The sequence below is a fragment of the Lactobacillus sp. ESL0681 genome (assembly GCF_029392835.1).
GTDB lineage: Bacteria > Bacillota > Bacilli > Lactobacillales > Lactobacillaceae > Lactobacillus.
The window spans coordinates 66,547-88,433 of record NZ_CP113943.1 but is presented as its reverse complement, the minus strand read 5'-3'; the positions used below and the strand labels follow the sequence as shown (position 1 = coordinate 88,433).

Sequence of the window (21,887 nt, the reverse complement as noted above, 5' to 3'; positions counted from 1 at the left end):
TCTTTGCCTCCACTCTTAAATACGCAAAAAAGAAGGTTATTTTTTATGAAAGAAGATTATTTAACAATTAAACAAACCGGCAATCATGAGCTAATCATTAAAAAAAGTCGATTTATTGCGACAATTGCCCGGACTAAATCTGTTAATCAGGCAGAGCAATTTATAACAGCTACTAGCCATAAATATCATGATGCAACACATAACACCTATGCATACACACTTGGCCTAGATGATCGCCAAGTTAAAGCTAGTGATAACGGCGAACCATCTGGAACAGCCGGTGTACCCGAATTAAAGGCGTTACAATTGATGAAGCTAAAAAACGTAACAGTAGTAGTTACTCGGTATTTCGGTGGTATTAAACTTGGCGCTGGCGGTTTAATTCGCGCATATTCTAACAGCGTCACTGAAGCAGTCAGCAACATTGGGGTTGTTAGACGAGTACTACAACAAGAATTGATTTTTCAAATTCCTTATAATCGTCTAGATGAAGTCAAACATTTTTTACAACAAAAAAATATTTACATTGCTAATATCAACTATGGCATCAACGTAGAAATACACCTTTTTACCGACATGCCCGAGCAAGAAGCAGTAAAAAGCTCGCTAACTAACTTGCTGGCAGGTAAAATAAGCTTTACTCAAGGACAGAGTCGCTACAATGAAATTGATATCAATGAACATGATTACCATAACCAATAAAAAAGATTAGGAACATTCCTAATCTTTTTTTTCATGCTTGTTTTTTAATTGTTCTGGTTTTTCTTGTCCAAGGTGCCAAACTTCAACTGTCGGATCATTTTTATTACGCGAATTAATTATTCTTTGAATTAACCGCAAAAGCGGTTTATATTTTTCTCCCAGTAACCCAATCGATTCAACAAAGAGTTCAAGTGCCAGCAATAATCCAAGAATCAAAACTAAGGTACCCCATAACGGTGAAAGCAGGAACAACAATGAGATAAATGAAAAACTTAGTGAAATTGCATAAATCGATAAGACGGTCTGACGATGAGTCAACCCCATTTTCATCAACTGATGGTGCAAATGGTGTTTATCAGCTTGTGAAACTGGTCGATTATTCAACTTTCGCCGAATCATCGCATAGATCGTATCAGTGATTGGTACACCAAGAATTGTAATCGGCACTAATAAAGAAATAAAAGTGACATTTTTTAATCCTTTAAGCGACAATACGGCAATCATGAATCCGATATACAATGCACCAGTATCCCCCAGAAACATTTTAGCTGGATGAAAGTTGTACGGTAAAAATCCTAGTAAACAGGCAGCCAACATAAAACAGGCAATTGGGATATACAACTGGCGTGTATGTAAGAAAAAGTAACCGACAATTCCCATTGTAACTAAAGAAATCATTGAAACCCCGTCAGCTAACCCATCTAAACCATCGATTAGATCGACAGCATTAGTTAACGCCAAAATCCAAAAAATCGTGATCGGCAAACTCCACCAGCCTAGATCAATCTGCTTGTTAATAAACGGTAAATTAACGACATTCATCTTAATACCACCTAAAAAGTAAATAACCAGAGCGCCAACAAAAATGCCAAACATTTTCTGACGCGGCTTTAATTCCATAATATCATCAATAATGCCAGTTAAAACGATCACACTTGAACCTAGCAGCACGCTAAAAGCTTCATGAGTAGGAAATTGATCTCGCAATAAAACAAAGACGCCAATATTAAAAGTTACAAAAATTCCTAATCCCCCTAAAGTAGGCATTGGCTTCTTATTAATTCGCCTAGCATTAGGGTTATCAACCGCACCTAAAACGAAGGCTAGCCGCCTAATAAATGGAGTGATTGCTACTTGGATAATTACTAAAAAGAACAGTTCGACAATAATTTTAAACATAATTGGCTACTTTCATAATTTAATTGCTTTAATTATACAGGTTAGCGTCTTTTTGTACAAATTAGTCTAATTATAGCAATTATTTAGATATTTTGTCTGCTTACAGTCTAAATTTTAAATAATAAAAAAGCTGGACTTTCAAGGTCCAGTTTTTTTATTTTGCAACTGCAACAACTCGTTTTTCACGAATCACGGTAATTTTAATATTTCCCGGGTAATCAAGTTCTTTTTCAACTTGATTACGAATATCATGTGCTAAAACAGTAATCCGATCATCCGAAACCTTTTCAGGTTCAACCATTACTCGAATTTCACGGCCTGCCTGAATGGCATATGCTTGTTTCACACCATGATATCTCTTAGCAATTTGCTCAAGTTCAGTTAACCTTCTAATATAGTTTTCTAAACTTTCACTTCTTGCTCCTGGTCTCGCTGAAGACAGCGTATCAGCCGCTACAACAAGTTCCGCAATAAATGATAATTTGGGTACATCACCATGATGTGCCGCAATTGCATTAACAATTACATCAGATTCGTGATACTTACGGGCTAACTCTACGCCAATTTCAACGTGTGAGCCCTCTATATCATGATCGATGGCTTTTCCAATATCGTGTAATAATCCCGCGCGGACTGCTAATTTTTCATTCAAACCAAGCTCAGCTGCCATAGTGCCAGCTAGCCTTGCTACTTCAATTGAATGCCCTAAAACATTCTGACCATACGACGTCCGATATTTTAATCGACCTAAAATTTTAACTAATTCTGGATCCATTTTATGAATGCTGAGCTCCATTAAGGCGCTTTCTCCAGCTTCATAAATATCATCGTTAACTTCTTTACGTGCTCGATCAACCGTCTCTTCAATGCGAGCTGGATGAATTCGACCATCCTTAACTAACTTTTCCATCGCTCTCTTAGCAATTTCGCGCCTAATCGCATCAAAACCACTTAAAGTAACAACTTTGGGTGTATCATCAATAATTAAATCCACACCAGTTAAAGCCTCAAAAGAACGAATATTACGCCCCTCACGGCCAATAATTCGCCCTTTCATTTCTTCATTAGGTAAATCAACCACAGATACTGTTGTCTCAGCAACTGTATCTGCAGAGCTACTTTGAATTGCATCAATAATTACTTGACGAGCATAATGATCAGCTTTAGCCTGGACTTCCTCATTGCTATCCTTAATCATTTCTGCTTGCTCTTTAACCAACTTATCAGACAGATGGCTTAACACCAGCTTCTTAGCTTGTTCTTCATCTAAATTGGCTACTTCATACAACTTTTGCTGTCTCTTTTGAATTAATTCATCTGCTGCCTGAGCCTGTTGTTTCAGTTGCTCAGATTGCTTAGTTAGTTGCTTTGCCTGTTGATTGAGCTCATTTTCTTGCTCTTTCAACAAAGAATTTTTGTGATTGAAGGTATCTTCGCGTTGTTTCAGACGGTTACGGTCACGCGCTACAGCATCCCGTTTAACATTTAACTCGTCTTCAACTTTTTGTCGATAATCCTGAATTTGTTCTTGAGCTTCAAGAATTTTTTCTTTTTTAGTATTTTGAGCACTTTGCTTGAGAGCATCTGCTGCCTGCTTTTGCGCATTAACTTCTGCTTTGGCAGTAGCTACTTGCGCCTTTGCATCGCTTAAAATATGGTTTGCATCTTGTTGAGCATTTTGAGTTTGCTTTTCCCACCAATTCTTCCGAATTGCGTAGCCAATGCCATAACCAACTAAAATTGAAATAATTGCAACCGCGACGGGAATCAAAATTGTGTTTGTCATGATTACTATCGCCTTTTTTCAGATTATTCACACAATATTAATAATAAAGAACCAAATTGCAACTGTCAATCAACAAGAAAAAAACCTTGACCTAAATTCCTAAGTCAAGATCAATTTCTTCTATTTTATTTGCTTTTTTTGGTGGTTTCTTCTGACTTAGCAGCCTCCTTGACAGAAGTCTCATCTTTAGCAGTTTTGGCTTTTACCTTTTCAGGATCTTCACGTTCTGCAATTGAGTCTTCATCAATTCCATAGGCTTGCCTTACTTTTTGTTCAACTTCAGTATAGACATCAGTATGCTCTTCTAAATACTTCTTAGCATTTTCACGTCCCTGACCTATTCGATCATTATTGTAAGAATACCATGAACCAGCTTTAGCAATAATATCCTTTTCAGCTGCCATATCAAGCAACTCCCCACTTTGAGAAATCCCTTGACCATACATCATGTCAACTTCAGCAACTTTAAACGGCGGAGCAACCTTGTTCTTAACCACTTTAATTTTAACGCGGTTACCAGTAATGTCGCCGCCTGTTTGCTTAATCTTTTCTGCTCGTCTAATTTCTAGCCTAATAGTAGCGTAGAATTTTAGTGCACGACCACCTGGTGTGGTTTCAGGATTACCAAACATAATACCAACTTTTTCACGAATTTGGTTAATAAAGATAGCAATAGTCTTAGTCTTGTTAATATTACCAGAAAGTTTACGTAAGGCCTGACTCATTAGTCGAGCTTGCAAACCAACATGGCTATCGCCCATTTCTCCATCGATTTCGGCTTGCGGAACTAGTGCTGCAACTGAGTCGACAACTAAGATGTCAATTGCCCCACTAGCAATTAAAGTATCAGCAATTTGGAGTCCTTCTTCACCAGTATTAGGCTGTGATAAAATCAAGGAATCAACATCCACCCCTAAAGCTTCTGCATAAGCTGGATCCATGGCATTTTCAGCATCAATATAAGCTGCAGTACCCCCGCGCTTTTGAACTTCAGCAACTGCATGTAAAGCTACTGTTGTCTTACCTGAAGACTCAGGACCATATGCTTCAATTATCCTTCCGCGTGGATAACCTCCAACACCAAGAGCTGCATCAAGAGCTAACGAACCAGTTGGGATAGTCGAAATCTTGGTATTCGCCTTATCACCCATCCGCATTACGGCACCTTTACCAAAATTTTTTTCAATTTTTTTGAGTGCATTATCCAATGCAGTCTGTTTTTCATCTTTGGCCAAGCAGTTTTCCTCCTCTATTAATACTCATTAATTATACGTTGATTTATGTTAATTTTGCAAGAAAAAACCGAACGAACGTTTAACGTCTTTACTCATTCTTAAATACGCAAAAGCCGCAACTTATTTTTTCGTTGTTTTTCTTTCCAAAAATTTTTGTAAGAAATTCAAAATAGTATCAGAGATAATCGCCATTAATGCAGTCGGAATCGCACCTGCTAAAATGATTGCACTACCATTAGTTGCATTAGTTCCGCGAATAATAATATCACCTAAACCTCCAGCTCCAACAAAGGCACCAATCGCAGTAATTCCGATTGCTAAAACTAATGCATTTCGAATACCAGCCAAAATAATTGATAAGGACAATGGCAGTTTGACCATATACAAAATTTGCCAATTAGTCATACCCATGCCGCGTCCAGAATCAATGATATTACGATCAACATTTCGCATGCCAGTATATGTATTTTTAATAATTGGTAATAGCGAATACAAGAATACTGTGACAATCACCGTATTAACTCCCAAGCCCATGCCAATCATAATGATTGAAAGCAATGCCAATGACGGAATAGTTTGAATAACGTTAGCAACACTAATGACAAAATTGCCTAACTTATGATTGCGTGCAATAAAAATACCAATTGGTATTCCCACAATTGCCGCAAACAAAACCCCATAAATTGACACTAAAAAATGCCGGGTAAATTGTTCTAAAACATACATTCCATTGTGATTATAATAATACAGCAATTGCTGAAAAGTATTTAAATGTGACATTTATTTATCACCTCGGAAATAATTATTCTTCTTTAAGAACTTCTGGGCAACAACTTTGGGCTCCAGCAGCTGATCATCAACCTGATAATTCAAACTCCGCATTGTATGTACATCAATCTTGCCATCAAGTCGGTGCAACAATGGCTTTAATTCAGGATGCTTACGCAAAAGCGAGTTATTAACAATCATTGAAGCTTCATATGGTGGGAAAAAGTGCCGATTATCTTTTAATTGCTTCAAGTGATAACTGTCAACACGACCATCAGTTGAATAACCTAAGACAACATTCATTTTTCCACTAGCTAAGGCCGAATACACTAACCCAATCTGCATCGGATATGCTTGTGCAAAGCTCATATGATAATATTGCTGGAAAGCCTGATAGCCATCACCTTTACGATTAATCCAATTACTATCTACCCCAAACTTAAACTTATCCGCAACTTTGCTAAGATCAGAGACTGTTTCTAACTTATATTTTTTAGCATCCTTTTGGGTTACCATAAAAGCAAACAGGTTTTCATAGCCATATGAGGGAAAGTCTGTCTGATCATAACGCTGCTTAACTTCTCGCCTGACAGTTTGACTGGCTTTTTTAGCGTTTTTAGTTGGTGGCAAATTCAAATTAGTTGTCAACTCTGTACCAGTATAAGAGGCAGCCTGAATATCCGCATCATTGCGCACTAGTGCCTGATGCATTAATGGTGCAGAACCTAAATTATCGACAATTTCTGTTTGGTAATTGGTTTCATGTTTAATCAATTCTGAAATGATGTTGGCCAATACCTGTGACTCAGTAGTATTCAAAGAAGCTATGCGAACGCTGTCTGCTCCACCCTGTGCCGAGCCCAGGCCAGGTAAACTACAACCACTACTAAATACAGTAACCAGCATTATTCCTAATAAAGTTAGCCAACGAATTATTTTTTTCTTCATGTCGTTTGCCTCCTTTAGTTACTCTTCTGGGTTGCTGGGGTTAATTTAGCCTCAACCTTTCCAAGCAAATAATCTGTCAAAATTGCCAGTAAGATTACTGGAACAGTCCCACCAATGATTAAATCGGGCTGGAACAGATTCAAGCCATTAAAGATTAAGTCTCCTAGTCCGCCTGCACCAATATAGGATGCTAACGTTGACCACGCAATTACATAAATTGCTGACAACCTAATTCCTGACATGATTACAGGCATTGCCAATGGAACCTCTACTTTCATAATCGATTGAAAGTTGGTCATTCCCAATCCCTTTGCTGAATCGATCACATTAGCATCAACGCCTTTCATACCAATATATGTATTACGCAAGATAGGCATCAAACTATAAATGAACAAAGCGACAATCGATGGCAGCTTCCCAATTCCAAAAATCGGTAACATCAAAGCAAGCAAAGCCAATGCAGGAATCGTTTGTAACATACTAGCAATATTCATCACGACATTAGCAGTTTTAGGGAAACGGGAAAGGATTACTCCCAAAGGAACAGCTACTAGGACACCCAAGCCTAGTGAAATAGCTGAAAGATAAATTTGTTCCCAGGTCTTTTCAATTAATTCAGAACCATGTTGTGCCAAAAATGCTTCCATTATTCACTCGCCTTCTTTATAGAATCAGTATCACTCTCCGGTTGATCCTGCGATTGCGTTAATGGCGAGGTATCACCCCAAATAGTTTGATATACAGCATCAACTAAACTAGACCGAGTTACAATTCCAACTAACTTTCCTTGATCATCAACTACTGGAATGTAGTGCACGTTTCGTCCCATAATTCGGCTGAAATTATCACGCAAATATTCATCAGGTCCAATGGTATGAATTTGCCTATTGACAATATCACTAACACTGGAGCTAATTCGATACTGTTGCTGCAATTTTTCAATTGGGACAATTCCCTTATAATGATCGGAATCATCAACAACTAGTAATGTATCAACGTGTTTTTGCTTCATTACTTTCAAGGCTTCACGCAAGCTAGCACCAATATTGATCTTAACTGGATCTGGCTTCATAACATCTTTAACTTGCACCGTATCATATTGAGCTTCTGCTAGTCGTTCTTCACCGATTAAATTCCTAACAAAATCATTAGCAGGGTTTTGCAAGATTTCATCTGGTGTACCCTCTTGAACCATCTGTCCATTATCCATTACCACAATTTTAGTGGCCAATTTCAAGGCTTCATCCATATCATGGGTTACAAATACAATAGTTTTACCAAACTTAGTCTGCAGTTTTTGGACTAAATCTTGTAAATTCTCTCGAGTAATTGGATCTAAAGCACCGAATGGCTCATCCATCAAAATCAAGTCTTGATTAGCCGCAAGTGCCCGGACAACCCCGATCCTTTGTTGTTGACCACCTGATAATTCAGTAGGATATCTATCCAAATATGATTCTGGTAGTTCGGTCAATTTGATTAATCGCTCCGCTTCAGAATCCAACTTTTCTTTAGGCCACTTTAATAATTTCGGTACCAAAACAATGTTGTCTCGAATTGTCATATGTGGCATTAATCCGTTATTTTGAATCACGTAACCAATATGGCGACGTAAATCAACCGGATTAAAACTGTTCACATCTTTACCTTTAACTAGAATTTTTCCCTTGGTTACTGTATTCATACGGTTAATCATCCGCATTAACGTGGTTTTTCCAGAACCAGAGGTACCAATTAAGCAGCAAAAATCGCCTTTTTTAATTTTAAAATTAACGTTTTCAACAGCTGGTTTTTTAGTTTTAGGATATAACTTTGTTACATCCTTAAACTCAACCATCGGAATTTCTTCTGTCATAATGTCTCCTCTTTTAAAAAAGTCTATTACTTTAATGTTAACAAAAGCATTGCCAGTAAGCAAAAATATCGATTATGTAAAATAACTGAACCAAAAAAGCACTAACCCAGTTAGTGCTTTTTAAATGTAATCTTACATTGAACCTTTAAATACACTCCATGAACTATGGAAATAATCCCAACCTGAATAAATAGTGAAGATTAATGCAACGTATAACAAAATTGTACCAATATAATAAAAGTTACCGATTAATAGAAAAATAACTGATAACATTTGACAAGTAGTCTTAATTTTACCTGGCATAGCCGCTGCCATTACCTGACCCTTATTCTCTGCTAGTATTAAACGCAAACCTGTAACCGCAAGTTCACGACAAACTATAATCACTACCACCCATGCCGGAGCCAATTTTAGATCAACTAGCATAATGAAAGCAGTCATCGTCAACATCTTATCAGCTAACGGATCCGCAAACTTGCCAAAATTAGTAACCAAATTACGTGAACGAGCAATATGACCATCAAACCAGTCAGTTGCTGAAGCAACGGCAAAAATTATCGCGGCAATGACTAATCTCCAGTAAACCGTTGCATTGCCAACTTGAACGCTCGCATCTCCACCAAACATTACTACCAGCACAAAGACTGGAATCAAAATTATTCTAAATACCGTTAATTTATTAGGCAAATTCATTTTTCGCTTGCTTCTCCTATATTACTAGTTATTTCCGTTCTCATTATTAGTAGTAGATGAATTATTCGTACCATTCGTGCCACTATTTTGATTGCTATGCTCAGTATTATTTGTTTGGTTATTATTCTGTTGACCAGTCTGCCCTTGTTGTTGATTAGACTGATTATTGTGAGCAGGTTGATTTTGGCTTTGAGTTTGATTCTGTTGCCTATTATTGCGATTAGTCTGATGTTGGTTAGAATCAGTTGTATTATTATGCTGATAATTATTATTTGTATCATTAGACTGACTTGGTTTAGACTGTCTAGATTTACCTAAGATGAACGTCAATGACATACTACCTTCTTGTTTGGTAAACGGAACTTTTTTACCTCCAATTGTAATTGTCGCATCGGCAGCATTGCTTAAAGTAACTACTACATTATTGGCACTTGGTGATAATTCTAGTGTTCGCTTTTGATCAGCAACTAACGTTTGCGAACCTTGATTAGCACCGTCAATCGTAATAGTCACAGTAACACTTTGCTGACCAGCACGAACAACCAAGTTACGATCCTTCTTTAAACCAGTAACTTGAAATTGATTAGTAGCAATTTCTTTAATCTTAACTGAATTTCGCTTAGCCCGTTTCTTTTTCTTAGGCTTAGCATTATTAGTTGAAGATACCGCTACATCATTGTCAGTGGTGTCAGTTTGCTTATTTGAAGAAAAGTGTGCATACACTACGTAACAAACTAGTATCACTACTACAACTCCCAAACCAATAATGATTCGTGGTAAATAATCCTGCCAAATTTTCTTCTTATTATCAGTTGTTTTACGAACTTCTTCACTTTTATTATCAATTGAATCTTCAACGTACTCATCAGGTTCCGCTTTAGGTATGTCTTGATGGTATTCGCTTAATAATTCTTTACCATCTAGGCCTACAACTTGAGCGTATTGCCTAATAAAGGCCCGAACATAAAAATCACCGGGCAATTTATCAAACTCATCTTGCTCAATTGCCGTCAGATATCTACTTTGAATCTTCGTTGCCTTTTCAATATCTGCAATTGAAAGTCCTTTTGCTTCTCTGGCGCTGCATAATTTCTCTCCGATATCTGCCATAATTACCTCTTTATTAATACTTCAAGTTGGTTTTTTAGTTAATCTTGATTAAACTAACCAGCCACCACTGACATAAATTGTCTGCCCAGTTAGATAATCAGAACGCTCATCAAGTAGATTAGTTACCCAAAAGGCAATATCATCACCTGTAGCTAAACGTCCAGCAGGAATCTCTGCTTGCACTTCATCCATTGTAGCTGGATCAAACATTGCATTCATTGGTGTATCTACTGCTCCCGGTGCAATTACATTAACGGTTAATTGAGCCGAAGCGACTTCACGCGCGTATGCTTGAGCAAAGCCGCTTAACCCAGCCTTAGTAGCACTGTATACTGCTTCAAGAGCACTGCCTTGCTTGCCATATACTGATCCCAGATAAACTATTCGACTATAATCCTGTTTAACCAAAATTGGTTCAAACAAAGCTGTCAACTTGATAGGCAGTTGTAAATTAAGTTGCATTAACTTATCAATAGTTGCTAGCTTTTGCTTGCCAACAAATTGATAATCAGTTATTCCCTGTGCAAAAACAAGTGCATTGACTGGCAATAACTGCTTTACAAAAGCCGACAAGTTTTCATTATTAGTTAAAAAGTCAAACTTAATCGGAATAAAATCTTGCGAAGAGTAATGCTGTGTCAAGTTTTCACATAATTCACACGCCAACTGCCACTGGTCATTACAATGAACATATAATGACCAACCAGCAGCTGCCAAGTCCCGACAAATTGCTTGTCCAATTCCGCCAGTACCACCGAATACAATTGCTCGCTGCATTTAAAACTTCCTTTTTATTTGTTCACATAAATAAGCAATACAATACCTCAAATTGTATAATACTCACCAGCGTATTTCCAGTTTTTCCCGAGCACAATGTTCAAATTTATTTTAACATTTTTTACAATAAAAAAAGTACAAAAACATAACATGCTAAACTTTCTTAAAATTTTAATCAGCTGCCTCGTCGTCAGAAGCCGGCAGCAAAACTTGTCTAGGTTTAGAACCTTCAGACGGACCCACTATTCCTTTGGCTTCCATTTCATCAACAATTCGGGCTGCGCGATTATAACCAATTCGAAAACGACGCTGCAATAATGAAACACTCGCCGTTTGCTGGTGTCTAACTAATTCAACGGACTGCGCATAAAGTTCATCTTCTGGCTCATCATCAGTACTGGCTGCTGCATTATCACTTGCTTGAGGAATAAGACTTTGATCATATTCTGGCTTTTGCTGATCCTTAACCCAGGTAATTACTTGCTCAACCTCACTTGAGGAAACGTAGGCGCCTTGAATTCTCTCAGGCTTTGACGCACCAACAGGCATGTAAAGCATATCACCACGTCCCAGCAATTTTTCAGCACCAGTTTGATCTAAAATTGTTCTGGAATCAACTCCACTCGAAACAGCAAAGGAAATCCGTGACGGGACATTAGCCTTAATCAAACCAGTAATAACATCAACACTTGGTCGTTGAGTGGCTAAGATCATATGAATTCCAGCTGCCCGAGCCATTTGTCCCAAACGAACAATTGCACCTTCAACGTCATGACCACCAACCATCATTAAGTCACTAAGTTCATCAACTATTACCAAAATATATGGTAAAGGTTGCATTACTGACTTTTCCTTATCCTGATTATTGAGTTGCACTTTTTGATTGTACTCAGCCATATTTCGTGCACCGCTAGCTGCAAATAGTTGGTACCGTCGCTCCATTTCTTTGACTACCTTATTCAAAGCGTTAGCTGCCAATTTGGCATCAGTAACTACGGGAATTAGCAAATGTGGCACACCCCCATAAACTGATAATTCCACCATCTTGGGATCAATTAAGACCAATTTTACTTCATCAGGCTTAGCTTTCATTAAGACACTGGTTAAAATCGTATTAATTGCTACCGACTTTCCCGATCCCGTGGAACCAGCAATCAGTAAATGCGGCATTTTGGCTAAATTAGCTGAAATTGTTTGCCCAGTTACATCTTTACCTAATGGAACCTCCATTGGATCTTTATGAGCCTTTTCAGACTGATTTTGCATTACATCTTTAAAAGAAACCACCGAATTAGTTCGATTCGGTACCTCAATACCGATAAATGGTTTACCAGGAATTGGCGCCTCGATTCGAATATCCTTGGCAGCCAATGCCAAAGCTAAATCATCCGCCAAATTAACAATGCGACTTACTTTGACCCCAACAGCTGGTTGCACCTCATAGCGCGTAATTGTTGGCCCCAAAATTGCCTTTTTAATGATAACGTTAACGCCAAAACTTTTAAAAGTAGACTGCAATATTTGAGTATTTTTTCTAATTAAGGACTCATCCGTACTTTGATCAACTTCTTTAACGGCATTGAGTAACGATAATGGCGGACGCTGATATGTCGAATCAGTCCGCTGATTCTGCTTTAATTCACCATGGTCAATGGCTCCCAACTTTTGTTCAAGTTGCTGATCTTCTTGATCGGCTAAATGTGATTTTGGAAGCGAGTCAGACTCCGAATTACTTTTAATTGCCTGCTTTTGAGGATGATTATGACTTGAAATTTGAATTTGTGGCTCGTCTTGTTTTACTGATTGATTTGATGTCGTTGACGTAGCCGCATCTTTTTGACCATCTGCATTAGAAGCAACTTTATCAACTTGAGTATTAGCAATTTTAAAGTCGTCAACATTAGGAAATTCAGTTGAACGATCAACCGCTTCTGGTAAAGGTTCGACAGGTGTTTTTTGCTGTTGTTGATGCTGCTGACGAATTTTACCATACTTGTTTTTTAGCTTAAGTCCAGCTTGTTGATTCTGCCTAACAAATAATTGTCCTGCGGCTTGAATCACGTTGATCAAGGTTCTAAACTTGACATCACAAAACATCAATATTCCACTGGGAATCAATAAAATTGCTAAAATTCGCAACCCGATATGGCCAAGTAACGGGTAAAAACATTGGTAGCCAATTGCACCAATTATGCCACCTCCAAGTGGCAAAGTTACTCCTGCTCGCACGAACTCAGCTTTCATTTCATGCCAAAAAGCATTCATAAAAGCATTGTTGACTAATTCATGTTCAAAATAAATACTACTTTGAATCAACAATAATCCTAAAAATGCCAAAAATAACCCGCAACTTCGCTTAAACTTGAAATGCAATGGCTGATTATAAATCAACATTACTAACCCAAATAAAATGCATAAGCCGGCTGCTAATAAATAGGAATCTCCGCAAAAGAGTCGGTAAGCATTGGCAATTTGTTTACCTAACCAGCCAAATTTAGCAAACGCAAATAGTGCAATTACTATCTGAACCAGACCAGTCACTGCCCAGGTTATTCCAGTCTTTTGCACCTTTTTACGTGGCTTAGCTGTCTTCCTTTTTTTCTTCTTAGGCATAACTATATCCTATTCAACTACTAAAAATTAGCTTGAAAATTCAAATTGACTGGCTGATCCAAAGTAATTCGGGTAACTTCATAAGTTAAAGTTTCAATATATTCCACTAAGGGCCGACTAAGCAATTTATAGTCGGTCTTATCTAAATCGCTACCATCACCAAAATAATCCTTAATCTGAACAATTTGACTAATCATCCCACTAACTGAAAAGTCTCCTGGCATGGGTGCGACATCAAACACGACGTTAATTTCAAAGTAATTGCCGTCTTGCCCTTCATCTCTAGTACCATCTTCATTTTGTTTTTCAACTTTTTTTAAGCCAAACTCAACTTGATCCTTAGTCTCTGGCTCAGCGTTAATATCGTAATGAAAGTTTTTCACCATAACTGGCGTTTCTTTTGAAAAGTCCATGCTTAATTATCTCCTAAATTCCGTTCATATCGCTGCGGGCGATTATAATTATCTTTTAATTTATCATTTTCATAATGATGACTAGTTTCTAAATTAGGAAAACCCTGTTGACGTAATGCTTCCAACAGTACCATTGCAACTGAATTTGACAAGTTGTAACACCGAATATTATCCGACATCGGGATTCTAAGATTGCGATCATAATATTCCCGCATAAAAGTTTCGGGCAATCCAGTTGTTTCTTTACCAAAGATAAAATAATAGTTCTTATTTTTATCAGTATAATCAACTTCGGCATAATTCTTGGTTGAAAATTTAGAAATCAAATACAGTTCATCATTAGCTGTTAAAGTTGCCAAAAAAGCAGCTAAATCATCATGACGATGGACTTCAACCTTATCCCAATAATCCAAACCCGCACGTTTCATTTTTTTATTATCAATTTGAAATCCTAATGGTTCAATTAAGTCTAGCACAGTGTTAGTCCCCGCGCATGTTCGGGCAATGTTACCAGTATTAGCCGGCATCAGTGGCTCATATAATACTACATGATTAGTCATTATTTTCTCCTTAATTAAAAAGATGAGGGTTCTCTTAGCCCACATCCCTTTGTTAATCCTTTACTATATCTTTTGTATCTTTAACTTGGTTGGCTGTCTTGGCCTGATCTTTGTCAGACTGATCCTCAGCAAAGACTTGTGAAACCTTACGGTAATAATTATACACACGCATAGTAATGATCTTTAAGACTGCATAAATTGGAATCCCAAAGATCACTCCCCAAAGTCCCCAAACTGAACTAGCACCGATTAACAGTAAAATCGTAGTTACCGGATGCATTTCCATCTTATTACCCATAACCAAGGGACTAATTATTCGCGATTCGATAGTTTGTTCAATCGCAAATACAATTAAAACCTTGATTAGCATTGGAAAAGAAACCATCATGGCAATCACTAATGCAGGAATAATAGAAATAAAAGTGCCAAAGTATGGAATTAAATTCAAAACGCCACTTAAAACTGCCAAAGCAACTGCATAGGGCTCACCAATAACAGTGTACCCAATTCCAAACATTATGCCAACCCACAGGGCAACCGTAATTTGTCCTCGAATATATGAGGCTAGAGCGGTATTAATATCATATAGCAACTGACTAAAACTAGCTTGCCAACGCTTAGGAGCAAACCCCGTCAAATATGGCCGCAATTGATGACCATCTTTCAACATAAAAAATAAAATAAAGGGTGCTGTAAACAAAGTCATAAAGATCATTGTAACCACGCTAATTGCCGACGAAATATTGGTAATTGCTGTATTAAAGGCAGTTTTCCCGGATTTAAATAATAGGTTTTGTGCCTGACTAAGTGCGCTATTGAGACTATTTTTAACACTATGGAGCTGTGGATCCTGCAACGCATTTTGTACTGCACTTACCGCATCCTCCCAAATATGTGGCCAATTCTTAATCAATGAATTAATTTGACTTTGCACAATTGGCAACAGCGTATTGATTGCCCAAATTAACAAAACCGCTACTATTACAAGTAAGCCAACAATGGTTATTACTCTAGGAACCTTAAACTTGCGTTCAAGTAAATCAACCAGCGGATTCATAATATAGTACTGAATTACTGCCAGTATTAATGGCGGCAACACTGCACTCATAAACAATTTGGCTGGATTTAACACAAAAGAAACTTTGTTAAATAGCCAAATAACTAGAAAAAACAGTAACAAATTAACCAACACTACACTAAAGCGATTATTTAAAAACCATTTTTGAAATACAGTAGTTTGCTTATCTTTTCGTTCGTAATTCATTAAAATATCCTAATCAAATATGTTCATAAATAATTTCAGCGCCAATTTCAAATTGCGGCTGAGTTTGTTTTGCTGTTAGACTCAGATAAATAGCATTGGCAAGCGGATTCTTAGGAATCTTTTGACCAATAAACAGAGTAGAATGTCCCAAAGCACGCATATTGCTTTCGACCATTGGTCCAACATAATCAGCCAAATATGTTTGACCATCAATAGTAACGGTGTCACCTTTTTTCAAAACAAAATTATTTGCGGGACTATCGTGATCAAACTTTTGTATCACAGACACATCTACCAATTCTGGACTCACATTTTCACCAAATAAAATTACCATTTGCTGATCAGCTACAAAGGCTTGCTGACCAATTTGCTTAATTGTTGAAATCCACTTCATTTTACTATTCTCCTTAGAACTTAATTCTAGCATACCAAAAACCGCTTAACTAATATCTAAGCGGTTTTATTTTTTTATTTTTTATGGTAGAACAACCATTTTCGAGCTTCATCAATTAATACAAGTGGGATTGGTAGACAAGCTAGAAATAACCAATCGGTTGGTAATAATTGGTTAGTATTGAATATTTGTTGCAATCCTGGAGTTATTGTTAAAATTAAAAACAAAATAATTTCAAAAATAATTCCATACCAGATATTACGGTTGCTGAATAAGCCCTTTTGAAAAATTGAAATTTTATTAGTACGACAATTTAAAACATTAGCAATTTGGGTAAAAATAATCGTTCCTAAAACCATAGTAGTTGCACGTGCATATACCGGACCGTTAGCGGCCAAAGCTACATTAGGCCAACCATTTTGCAAATTAACCAGCAAATATGCACCAACTGAAATAAGGCTGGCAATCAAGCCATACCAGAAAAATGCCCGTCTAATTACTTGCCGATTTAACAAATGTTCACTACGTTTACGTGGTGCTTGCTGCATAATATCAGGATCCACTGATTCACTTCCAAGACCTAAAGCAGGTAACATATCAGTTCCTAAGTCAACTGTTAGAATCTGCATAACCGTCATTGGTAATGGAATTAGACCACCTGAAAACAGGAATAAAATTGATGGAAAAGCCTCAGGCACATTCGAGGTCAAAATATAGGTCAAAAACTTACGAATATTACTATAAACGGCACGCCCCTCTTCAATAGCAGCCACGATCGAGGCAAAATTATCATCAGTCAAAATAATATTAGCTGCATCTTTAGCAACATCTGTTCCAGTTAAACCCATTGCAATCCCAATATCCGCCTGCTTTAAAGCTGGCGCATCATTAACACCGTCGCCTGTTGAAGCTACAATCTCACCATTTGCTTGCAGCGTTTTGACTACCCGATATTTTTGTTCAGGAGCTACTCTAGCAAAAATAACTTCGCCCCGCAGCGCTGCCCGTAAATCAGTATCGCTCATCGAACTTAGTTCACTACCAGTAATTACACGTGCTTTATCTGAAGTTAACCCGATATGGACGGCCACTGATTTAGCAGTTAATTCTGAATCACCAGTAACCATGATGATTTTTATTTTAGCCTCATGACAGCGACGAATTGCAGCATAAATTTCTGGTCGTGGTGGATCACTCATTGTAGTTAAGCCGACAAAGACCAATTGTTGTTCTGCATCAGCAATTGTTAGCTGATTGACATCATTATTTGCTGTAATTACGCGGTAGGCAAGTGCCATGCTACGCAAGCCTTGGGCAGCATAATTAGCATTGACTTTAGCAATCTGCTTGCGGTCGTCTTCAGATAGCGGTCGAACCTTGCCTCCAGCTTGAATTCGGTCACACTGTTTAATCGTGTCACTAAAAGATCCCTTAGTAAAAACAATATTCTCTGTCTCAGTTAAATGATGAATCGTTGACATCCGTTTACGCTCAGAGTCAAAGGGTAATTCTCTTAAACGCGGATACTTTGCCTGCTCTGTTTGTAAGTCAAATCCTGCTTTTTGCGCCATAATTACCAAAGCTGCTTCAGTTGGCGTACCAAGAATTTTAGGTTTACCATTCTTTGTTTTACTAGGCTGAACATTAGTATCATTGTCTAACGCGGCAATTTGCACAGCCCTTGCTAAATCCGGATTAGCTGAATAAGTTAATTTTTGCCCTTTAAGTTCAACGTGACCATTATTTACATAACCATTACCAGTTACAGTATATTCATTTTCAGGTGTCCATAGATAGTGGACGGTCATTTGGTTTTGAGTCAGAGTGCCAGTCTTATCGGAACAAATAACCGTAGTTTCGCCCAAAGTTTCAACAGAATTTAACTCTTTGACCAAAGCATGCTTTTTAGCCATTCTACGGACGCCTTGCGCCAAACTCAAGGTAACTGTCGGCAATAGCCCTTCTGGGATAAAGGCCACAATCATTCCAAGAGCAAAGATAAAGGCTTTGGCAAATGGATATTTAACGATGAAAATTGCAGCTAGCAAAAACAACACACCAATTGAAACAGCAATAATCGATAATTGCTTAGTTAATCGGTTAAGTTCTTCAGTTAAAGGACTAGTTACTTGTGACTGCTTTTGGGTCAATTGAGCAATTTTACCAAATTCAGTATTCATTCCTGTGTTAAATGCAATCGCTTTAGCACTCCCAGCACTAACGGTAGTTCCAGAGTATACCAAATTAGTTTCTGCATAACTACCTTCCCCTGGCGCATATTTAGTTGATTTAGCAGTTGGAACAGATTCACCAGTCAAGGCACTTTGATCAACTTGCAGCGAATTGGTACTGATTAGCCGTGCATCTGCAGGAATCGAATCACCAGCCTGCAAAATAAAAACATCCCCAGGAACCAATTGCTTAGCATCAATTTGCAGCCGTTTACCAGCTCGAATAACATCGACATAAGTTGGCAGTAAGTTGTTAAGTGCAGCTGTTGCTTTCTTAGCAGCCCGCTCTTGCCAAAAACTAAATAAACCATTAATGATATTCACTAGCCAAATTGCAATTCCAAGACCAACAGTGCCACTAATAATTGCAATCGCACCCGAGATCCATAATAAAATTGCCATGGTACTCAGGAAGTTCTTTAAAAAAGCCTTCCATTGTGCTTGCTGTTCGGGCTTTTTAATTTCATTAATACCATACTTTTGCAAACGCTGCTCAGCTTCATTATCGCTTAATCCACTATCAGTCGAATGCAAATTAGCATAAACTGCCGTAAGCTCATCTTCAGCATAAAGTTTACGAATTGTATTTTGATCCATTAGAGTCGCCTCTTAGACTTTCCGCCCTGAAGTAATATCAAGGTCACAAAATAACATTTCCCAAGAAAAACACGAAATTCTTTATCCTTGCTTGTCGTGTTATACTTATTAAATTAAGTATATTACAATGTTCAGATGGAGGCATGAATATGAAACTATTAATTGGTGGCTACACTAAAAATAAGGCTACTGGTATCTATGAATTACCTGTTACTGAGGGGCAACCAATCAAAGTGGGACAAGCTCAAGAAATAATTAAAATTGGTGGGCCAACCTATTTTGTTAAAGATGAGCAACTGCTCTTTACTATTAATAATGCTGGTGACAAGGGCGGTATCAGTGCATTTAAATTAACTGAGCAACATTATCAAGAAACCGACTCCGCATTGAGTACTGGTTCTTCTCCAGCCTATATTGGCATTAATCGACCGCACAAGTTGCTCTATACAGCTAATTATCATACAGCAGAATTAGCCGTATATTCCTATACTACTGCTGGAAAATTAACCTTACTTGATTCAGTAACACACAAGGCAGACAATTTAGGACCAAGACCTGAACAAATAGATGGTGCACATCCTCACTTCTTCGATCAAACACCACAAGGCAACTTAGTTAGTTGTGATTTAGGCAATGATCGGGTCGATTTTTACCAATTTAAAAATCAAAAGCTCCAACACGTCGCTGAATATCAAAATGAGGCGGGTTTTGGCAGTCGGCACCTAGTCTTTAGTCCAGATGGGAACTATTTTTATGTCGTAGGTGAATTATCAAGCAAGATTAATTTAGTCAAATTTAATGAAGAAACTTGGCAATTTGATAACTTGGCAACTTATTCGACAATACCAGCAAATTACACTGCACATAACGGAGCAGCCGCTATTAGAATGAGCAGTGATGGAAAATTCATTTACGTTTCTAATCGTGGACATAATTCAATTACCGTCTTTAAAGTTAAAGACGACCATACTCTAGAAATTAGTCAACGCATCTCCACCTTTGGCGAATTTCCACGTGATTTCAATTGGGATCAGGCTGAAAAATACGTCGTGGTTGCTAACCAAAATACCAATAATGCTACCTTATATGAGCGTGATGCTGATAACGGTTCATTAACGCCACTTCAAAAAGATATTCAAGTGCCGGAAGGAACCTGTGTGGTATTTGAAAATGAGTAATTGCTGTTAATCCAATCAAAAACGACTGATGAACAAAATTCATCAGTCGTTTTTGATTTTCTTGCTTAAAGGATTAGCTGTTTTTTTCTAATAAGCGCATTTGCTCCCAAGATTCAATTGCTAGATGCCACTGATGACCGCTAACGATTTCGTCTGGCGCGGCTTTAGGTACAAAAATTGCTCCCTTAATTTTAATACCATCAGGTAAAGGCTTAAATTGATGGAATGGAATATTATTAATCTCGCTACCATCAGATGCCAAAACTGGATTACCAACTGAAAGAATTGGGTAGTCAGGTTCACGTCTAATTGGTAAATTGATATTCAAGTCACCTTCCTTAACTACATTAACAAACATATCAGTTGGTTCACCGTACATGCCGAAAGTTTCCATAACATGCAAGCCATCATCACCGTGACCTGTCATAATAAAGTGCTCTGGATTAGTTTCATATTCAGTCTCGGCATTTCCATTTGCTGCGGCATCTGGGCTTAAACCTTGAGCTAAGACTTGTGGATCAACACCATGAACCTCAAATTCCGTCACACCCGCTTTCATCGGATCGCCCATCTTAAAGTCTTTGTTGATATCCTTCCACATTTGATCACTCAAAGCAATTTTATCATGGTAAAGATTTTCTAATTCACTAGCTGAGTATTGACTCCGAGTAGCAACATTAACTCGTCTAGCATCAGTTTGGGATAATGCATCAATTTCCGAGTCGGATAAATCTTGACCATTATTTTTTACCGAAGCACCTAAAGCCTTCATTTCATGAAGAACATGTTTATTTCTTTCATATTCAATTGATTCAACTTGATCATAAAAAATTTCATGCCCATTCATGTAAACCTTAATATCTAACTTCATCGTTTTGCCTCCTAATTTTGTCGTTAAAAATAGTATTTAACTAAAATTTATTGAAACATTTTGTAACACCAATTGCAAAAAAAGCCTCTTATATTTATTGGTACAAATTTGCAAGAAGTGTTACATTAAGCTGATTAGTATTTAATTACTTATAGAGGAGTTATATGTATCAAGGAACTAAACGTAATTATGCAGCAAAAAAAGCAATTGTTGATGCCTTTTTCCGATTATTAAGAAAAAAGCATTTTTCAGATATTAAGGTTACCGAAATTGTTAACGAAGCCAATGTTGCACGCGTTACCTATTATCGTAATTTCTATTATAAAGAAGACATAGTTAAAGGGTATGTTGAAAATCTCCACCAGGAATTGATACAATTTACCGAAGCATCTCCAAACTTTGCAAATATTTTGCTACCAAAAAATTTTAACTGGGTTTTGGTAAATGCCTTTACTTTAGCCAAGAAAAATAAAACTAATTTTTTATTATTATATGATAATGGTTTTAGCAACTTATTATTAGACTTATTTAACGAATATGCCGAAAAAGTCCTAGCTAGTTACCACAATTTAGACAAATACCGAGTACTAATTATTTCAGGGTCTATTTTTAACATCACTATTCAATGGTTAAAAAATGATACCCCTGAATCTGTAAATGAGCTTGCAGCTAACTTAGTAAAATTGCTATCGATTGATGATACTTAATAAAAA

At 37.4% G+C, this 21,887-nt stretch carries 20 protein-coding genes; 3 read left to right on the top strand and 17 right to left on the bottom strand.

Translation table 11 applies throughout. From position 1 onward, the window contains the following. Window positions 1-45: 45 nt before the first annotated feature. Complete coding sequence (locus tag OZX59_RS00515) at window positions 46-702, top strand: YigZ family protein (protein WP_277126196.1); 657 nt, start codon at window positions 46-48, stop codon at window positions 700-702. A gap of 18 nt (window positions 703-720) precedes the next feature. On the opposite strand, the gene OZX59_RS00510 is transcribed toward OZX59_RS00515, so the two are convergent. From OZX59_RS00510 to OZX59_RS00435, 16 genes are all read right to left on the bottom strand, one after another. Next, on the bottom strand, window positions 721-1,881 hold the full coding sequence (locus tag OZX59_RS00510) for an MraY family glycosyltransferase (RefSeq protein ID WP_277126195.1): 1,161 nt from the start codon (window positions 1,879-1,881) through the stop codon (window positions 721-723). A gap of 154 nt (window positions 1,882-2,035) precedes the next feature. Then, window positions 2,036-3,667, bottom strand: a complete 1,632-nt coding sequence (gene rny, locus OZX59_RS00505) for a ribonuclease Y (protein ID WP_277126194.1) — start codon at window positions 3,665-3,667, stop codon at window positions 2,036-2,038. Window positions 3,668-3,792: 125 nt separating this feature from the next. Next, window positions 3,793-4,902 carry a recombinase RecA gene (gene recA, locus OZX59_RS00500; protein WP_277126193.1) on the bottom strand — a complete coding sequence of 370 codons (1,110 nt, stop codon included), beginning with the start codon at window positions 4,900-4,902 and terminating at the stop codon, window positions 3,793-3,795. 120 nt (window positions 4,903-5,022) lie between these two features. Then, window positions 5,023-5,682, bottom strand: a complete 660-nt coding sequence (locus OZX59_RS00495; RefSeq protein WP_277126192.1) for an ABC transporter permease — start codon at window positions 5,680-5,682, stop codon at window positions 5,023-5,025. Then, window positions 5,683-6,576: an osmoprotectant ABC transporter substrate-binding protein gene (locus OZX59_RS00490; protein ID WP_277127023.1), complete on the bottom strand. Its 894-nt coding sequence runs from the start codon at window positions 6,574-6,576 to the stop codon at window positions 5,683-5,685. Window positions 6,577-6,632: 56 nt separating this feature from the next. Continuing rightward, the gene (locus OZX59_RS00485) at window positions 6,633-7,265 is read right to left on the bottom strand and encodes an ABC transporter permease (RefSeq protein WP_277126191.1); all 633 of its coding nucleotides are present in this window, start codon (window positions 7,263-7,265) and stop codon (window positions 6,633-6,635) included. Next, window positions 7,265-8,473, bottom strand: coding sequence for an ABC transporter ATP-binding protein (locus OZX59_RS00480; RefSeq protein WP_277126190.1), 1,209 nt, complete (start codon window positions 8,471-8,473; stop codon window positions 7,265-7,267). Before OZX59_RS00480 ends, OZX59_RS00485 begins: the two co-directional genes overlap by 1 nt. Window positions 8,474-8,605: 132 nt before the next feature. Further along, entirely contained in the window at window positions 8,606-9,166 is a 561-nt protein-coding gene (gene pgsA, locus OZX59_RS00475; protein ID WP_277126189.1) for a CDP-diacylglycerol--glycerol-3-phosphate 3-phosphatidyltransferase, read from the bottom strand. A 24-nt stretch (window positions 9,167-9,190) separates the two neighbouring features. Further along, window positions 9,191-10,276 carry a helix-turn-helix domain-containing protein gene (locus OZX59_RS00470; RefSeq protein WP_277126188.1) on the bottom strand — a complete coding sequence of 362 codons (1,086 nt, stop codon included), beginning with the start codon at window positions 10,274-10,276 and terminating at the stop codon, window positions 9,191-9,193. A gap of 48 nt (window positions 10,277-10,324) precedes the next feature. After that, complete coding sequence (locus tag OZX59_RS00465; protein WP_277126187.1) at window positions 10,325-11,053, bottom strand: SDR family oxidoreductase; 729 nt, start codon at window positions 11,051-11,053, stop codon at window positions 10,325-10,327. 171 nt (window positions 11,054-11,224) lie between these two features. Next, on the bottom strand, window positions 11,225-13,666 hold the full coding sequence (locus OZX59_RS00460) for a DNA translocase FtsK (RefSeq protein WP_277126186.1): 2,442 nt from the start codon (window positions 13,664-13,666) through the stop codon (window positions 11,225-11,227). Window positions 13,667-13,686: 20 nt separating this feature from the next. Beyond that, entirely contained in the window at window positions 13,687-14,079 is a 393-nt protein-coding gene (locus OZX59_RS00455; protein WP_277126185.1) for a DUF1149 family protein, read from the bottom strand. A gap of 2 nt (window positions 14,080-14,081) precedes the next feature. Then, the gene (locus OZX59_RS00450; protein WP_277126184.1) at window positions 14,082-14,639 is read right to left on the bottom strand and encodes a tRNA (cytidine(34)-2'-O)-methyltransferase; all 558 of its coding nucleotides are present in this window, start codon (window positions 14,637-14,639) and stop codon (window positions 14,082-14,084) included. Window positions 14,640-14,691: 52 nt separating this feature from the next. Further along, window positions 14,692-15,903 carry an AI-2E family transporter gene (locus OZX59_RS00445; protein WP_277126183.1) on the bottom strand — a complete coding sequence of 404 codons (1,212 nt, stop codon included), beginning with the start codon at window positions 15,901-15,903 and terminating at the stop codon, window positions 14,692-14,694. A 13-nt stretch (window positions 15,904-15,916) separates the two neighbouring features. Beyond that, window positions 15,917-16,297 carry a PTS glucitol/sorbitol transporter subunit IIA gene (locus OZX59_RS00440; RefSeq protein WP_277126182.1) on the bottom strand — a complete coding sequence of 127 codons (381 nt, stop codon included), beginning with the start codon at window positions 16,295-16,297 and terminating at the stop codon, window positions 15,917-15,919. A gap of 74 nt (window positions 16,298-16,371) precedes the next feature. Beyond that, complete coding sequence (locus OZX59_RS00435) at window positions 16,372-19,125, bottom strand: cation-transporting P-type ATPase (RefSeq protein ID WP_277126181.1); 2,754 nt, start codon at window positions 19,123-19,125, stop codon at window positions 16,372-16,374. Window positions 19,126-19,274: 149 nt separating this feature from the next. Between OZX59_RS00435 and OZX59_RS00430 the strand changes: the two genes are divergently transcribed. Beyond that, window positions 19,275-20,303, top strand: coding sequence for a lactonase family protein (locus OZX59_RS00430; protein ID WP_277126180.1), 1,029 nt, complete (start codon window positions 19,275-19,277; stop codon window positions 20,301-20,303). Window positions 20,304-20,376: 73 nt separating this feature from the next. Here OZX59_RS00430 and OZX59_RS00425 read toward each other — a convergent pair whose 3' ends face one another. Then, entirely contained in the window at window positions 20,377-21,174 is a 798-nt protein-coding gene (locus OZX59_RS00425; protein ID WP_277126179.1) for a hypothetical protein, read from the bottom strand. Window positions 21,175-21,338: 164 nt separating this feature from the next. Here OZX59_RS00425 and OZX59_RS00420 point away from each other — a divergent pair, with 164 nt between their 5' ends. Further along, on the top strand, window positions 21,339-21,881 hold the full coding sequence (locus OZX59_RS00420; RefSeq protein WP_277126178.1) for a TetR/AcrR family transcriptional regulator: 543 nt from the start codon (window positions 21,339-21,341) through the stop codon (window positions 21,879-21,881). The last annotated feature ends 6 nt before the right edge of the window (window positions 21,882-21,887 follow it).

Excerpts from the sequence above, each read along its gene's own strand:
- OZX59_RS00515 (WP_277126196.1), top strand. The coding sequence starts at position 46 with ATGAAAGAAGATTATTTAACAATTAAACAAACCGGCAATCATGAGCTA.
- OZX59_RS00510 (WP_277126195.1), bottom strand. The coding sequence starts at position 1,881 with ATGTTTAAAATTATTGTCGAACTGTTCTTTTTAGTAATTATCCAAGTA.
- rny (WP_277126194.1), bottom strand. The coding sequence starts at position 3,667 with ATGACAAACACAATTTTGATTCCCGTCGCGGTTGCAATTATTTCAATT.
- OZX59_RS00495 (WP_277126192.1), bottom strand. The coding sequence starts at position 5,682 with ATGTCACATTTAAATACTTTTCAGCAATTGCTGTATTATTATAATCAC.
- OZX59_RS00490 (WP_277127023.1), bottom strand. The coding sequence starts at position 6,576 with ATGCTGGTTACTGTATTTAGTAGTGGTTGTAGTTTACCTGGCCTGGGC.
- OZX59_RS00485 (WP_277126191.1), bottom strand. The coding sequence starts at position 7,265 with ATGGAAGCATTTTTGGCACAACATGGTTCTGAATTAATTGAAAAGACC.
- OZX59_RS00480 (WP_277126190.1), bottom strand. The coding sequence starts at position 8,473 with ATGACAGAAGAAATTCCGATGGTTGAGTTTAAGGATGTAACAAAGTTA.
- pgsA (WP_277126189.1), bottom strand. The coding sequence starts at position 9,166 with ATGAATTTGCCTAATAAATTAACGGTATTTAGAATAATTTTGATTCCA.
- OZX59_RS00470 (WP_277126188.1), bottom strand. The coding sequence starts at position 10,276 with ATGGCAGATATCGGAGAGAAATTATGCAGCGCCAGAGAAGCAAAAGGA.
- OZX59_RS00465 (WP_277126187.1), bottom strand. The coding sequence starts at position 11,053 with ATGCAGCGAGCAATTGTATTCGGTGGTACTGGCGGAATTGGACAAGCA.
- OZX59_RS00460 (WP_277126186.1), bottom strand. The coding sequence starts at position 13,666 with ATGCCTAAGAAGAAAAAAAGGAAGACAGCTAAGCCACGTAAAAAGGTG.
- OZX59_RS00455 (WP_277126185.1), bottom strand. The coding sequence starts at position 14,079 with ATGGACTTTTCAAAAGAAACGCCAGTTATGGTGAAAAACTTTCATTAC.
- OZX59_RS00450 (WP_277126184.1), bottom strand. The coding sequence starts at position 14,639 with ATGACTAATCATGTAGTATTATATGAGCCACTGATGCCGGCTAATACT.
- OZX59_RS00445 (WP_277126183.1), bottom strand. The coding sequence starts at position 15,903 with ATGAATTACGAACGAAAAGATAAGCAAACTACTGTATTTCAAAAATGG.
- OZX59_RS00440 (WP_277126182.1), bottom strand. The coding sequence starts at position 16,297 with ATGAAGTGGATTTCAACAATTAAGCAAATTGGTCAGCAAGCCTTTGTA.
- OZX59_RS00435 (WP_277126181.1), bottom strand. The coding sequence starts at position 19,125 with ATGGATCAAAATACAATTCGTAAACTTTATGCTGAAGATGAGCTTACG.
- OZX59_RS00430 (WP_277126180.1), top strand. The coding sequence starts at position 19,275 with ATGAAACTATTAATTGGTGGCTACACTAAAAATAAGGCTACTGGTATC.
- OZX59_RS00425 (WP_277126179.1), bottom strand. The coding sequence starts at position 21,174 with ATGAAGTTAGATATTAAGGTTTACATGAATGGGCATGAAATTTTTTAT.
- OZX59_RS00420 (WP_277126178.1), top strand. The coding sequence starts at position 21,339 with ATGTATCAAGGAACTAAACGTAATTATGCAGCAAAAAAAGCAATTGTT.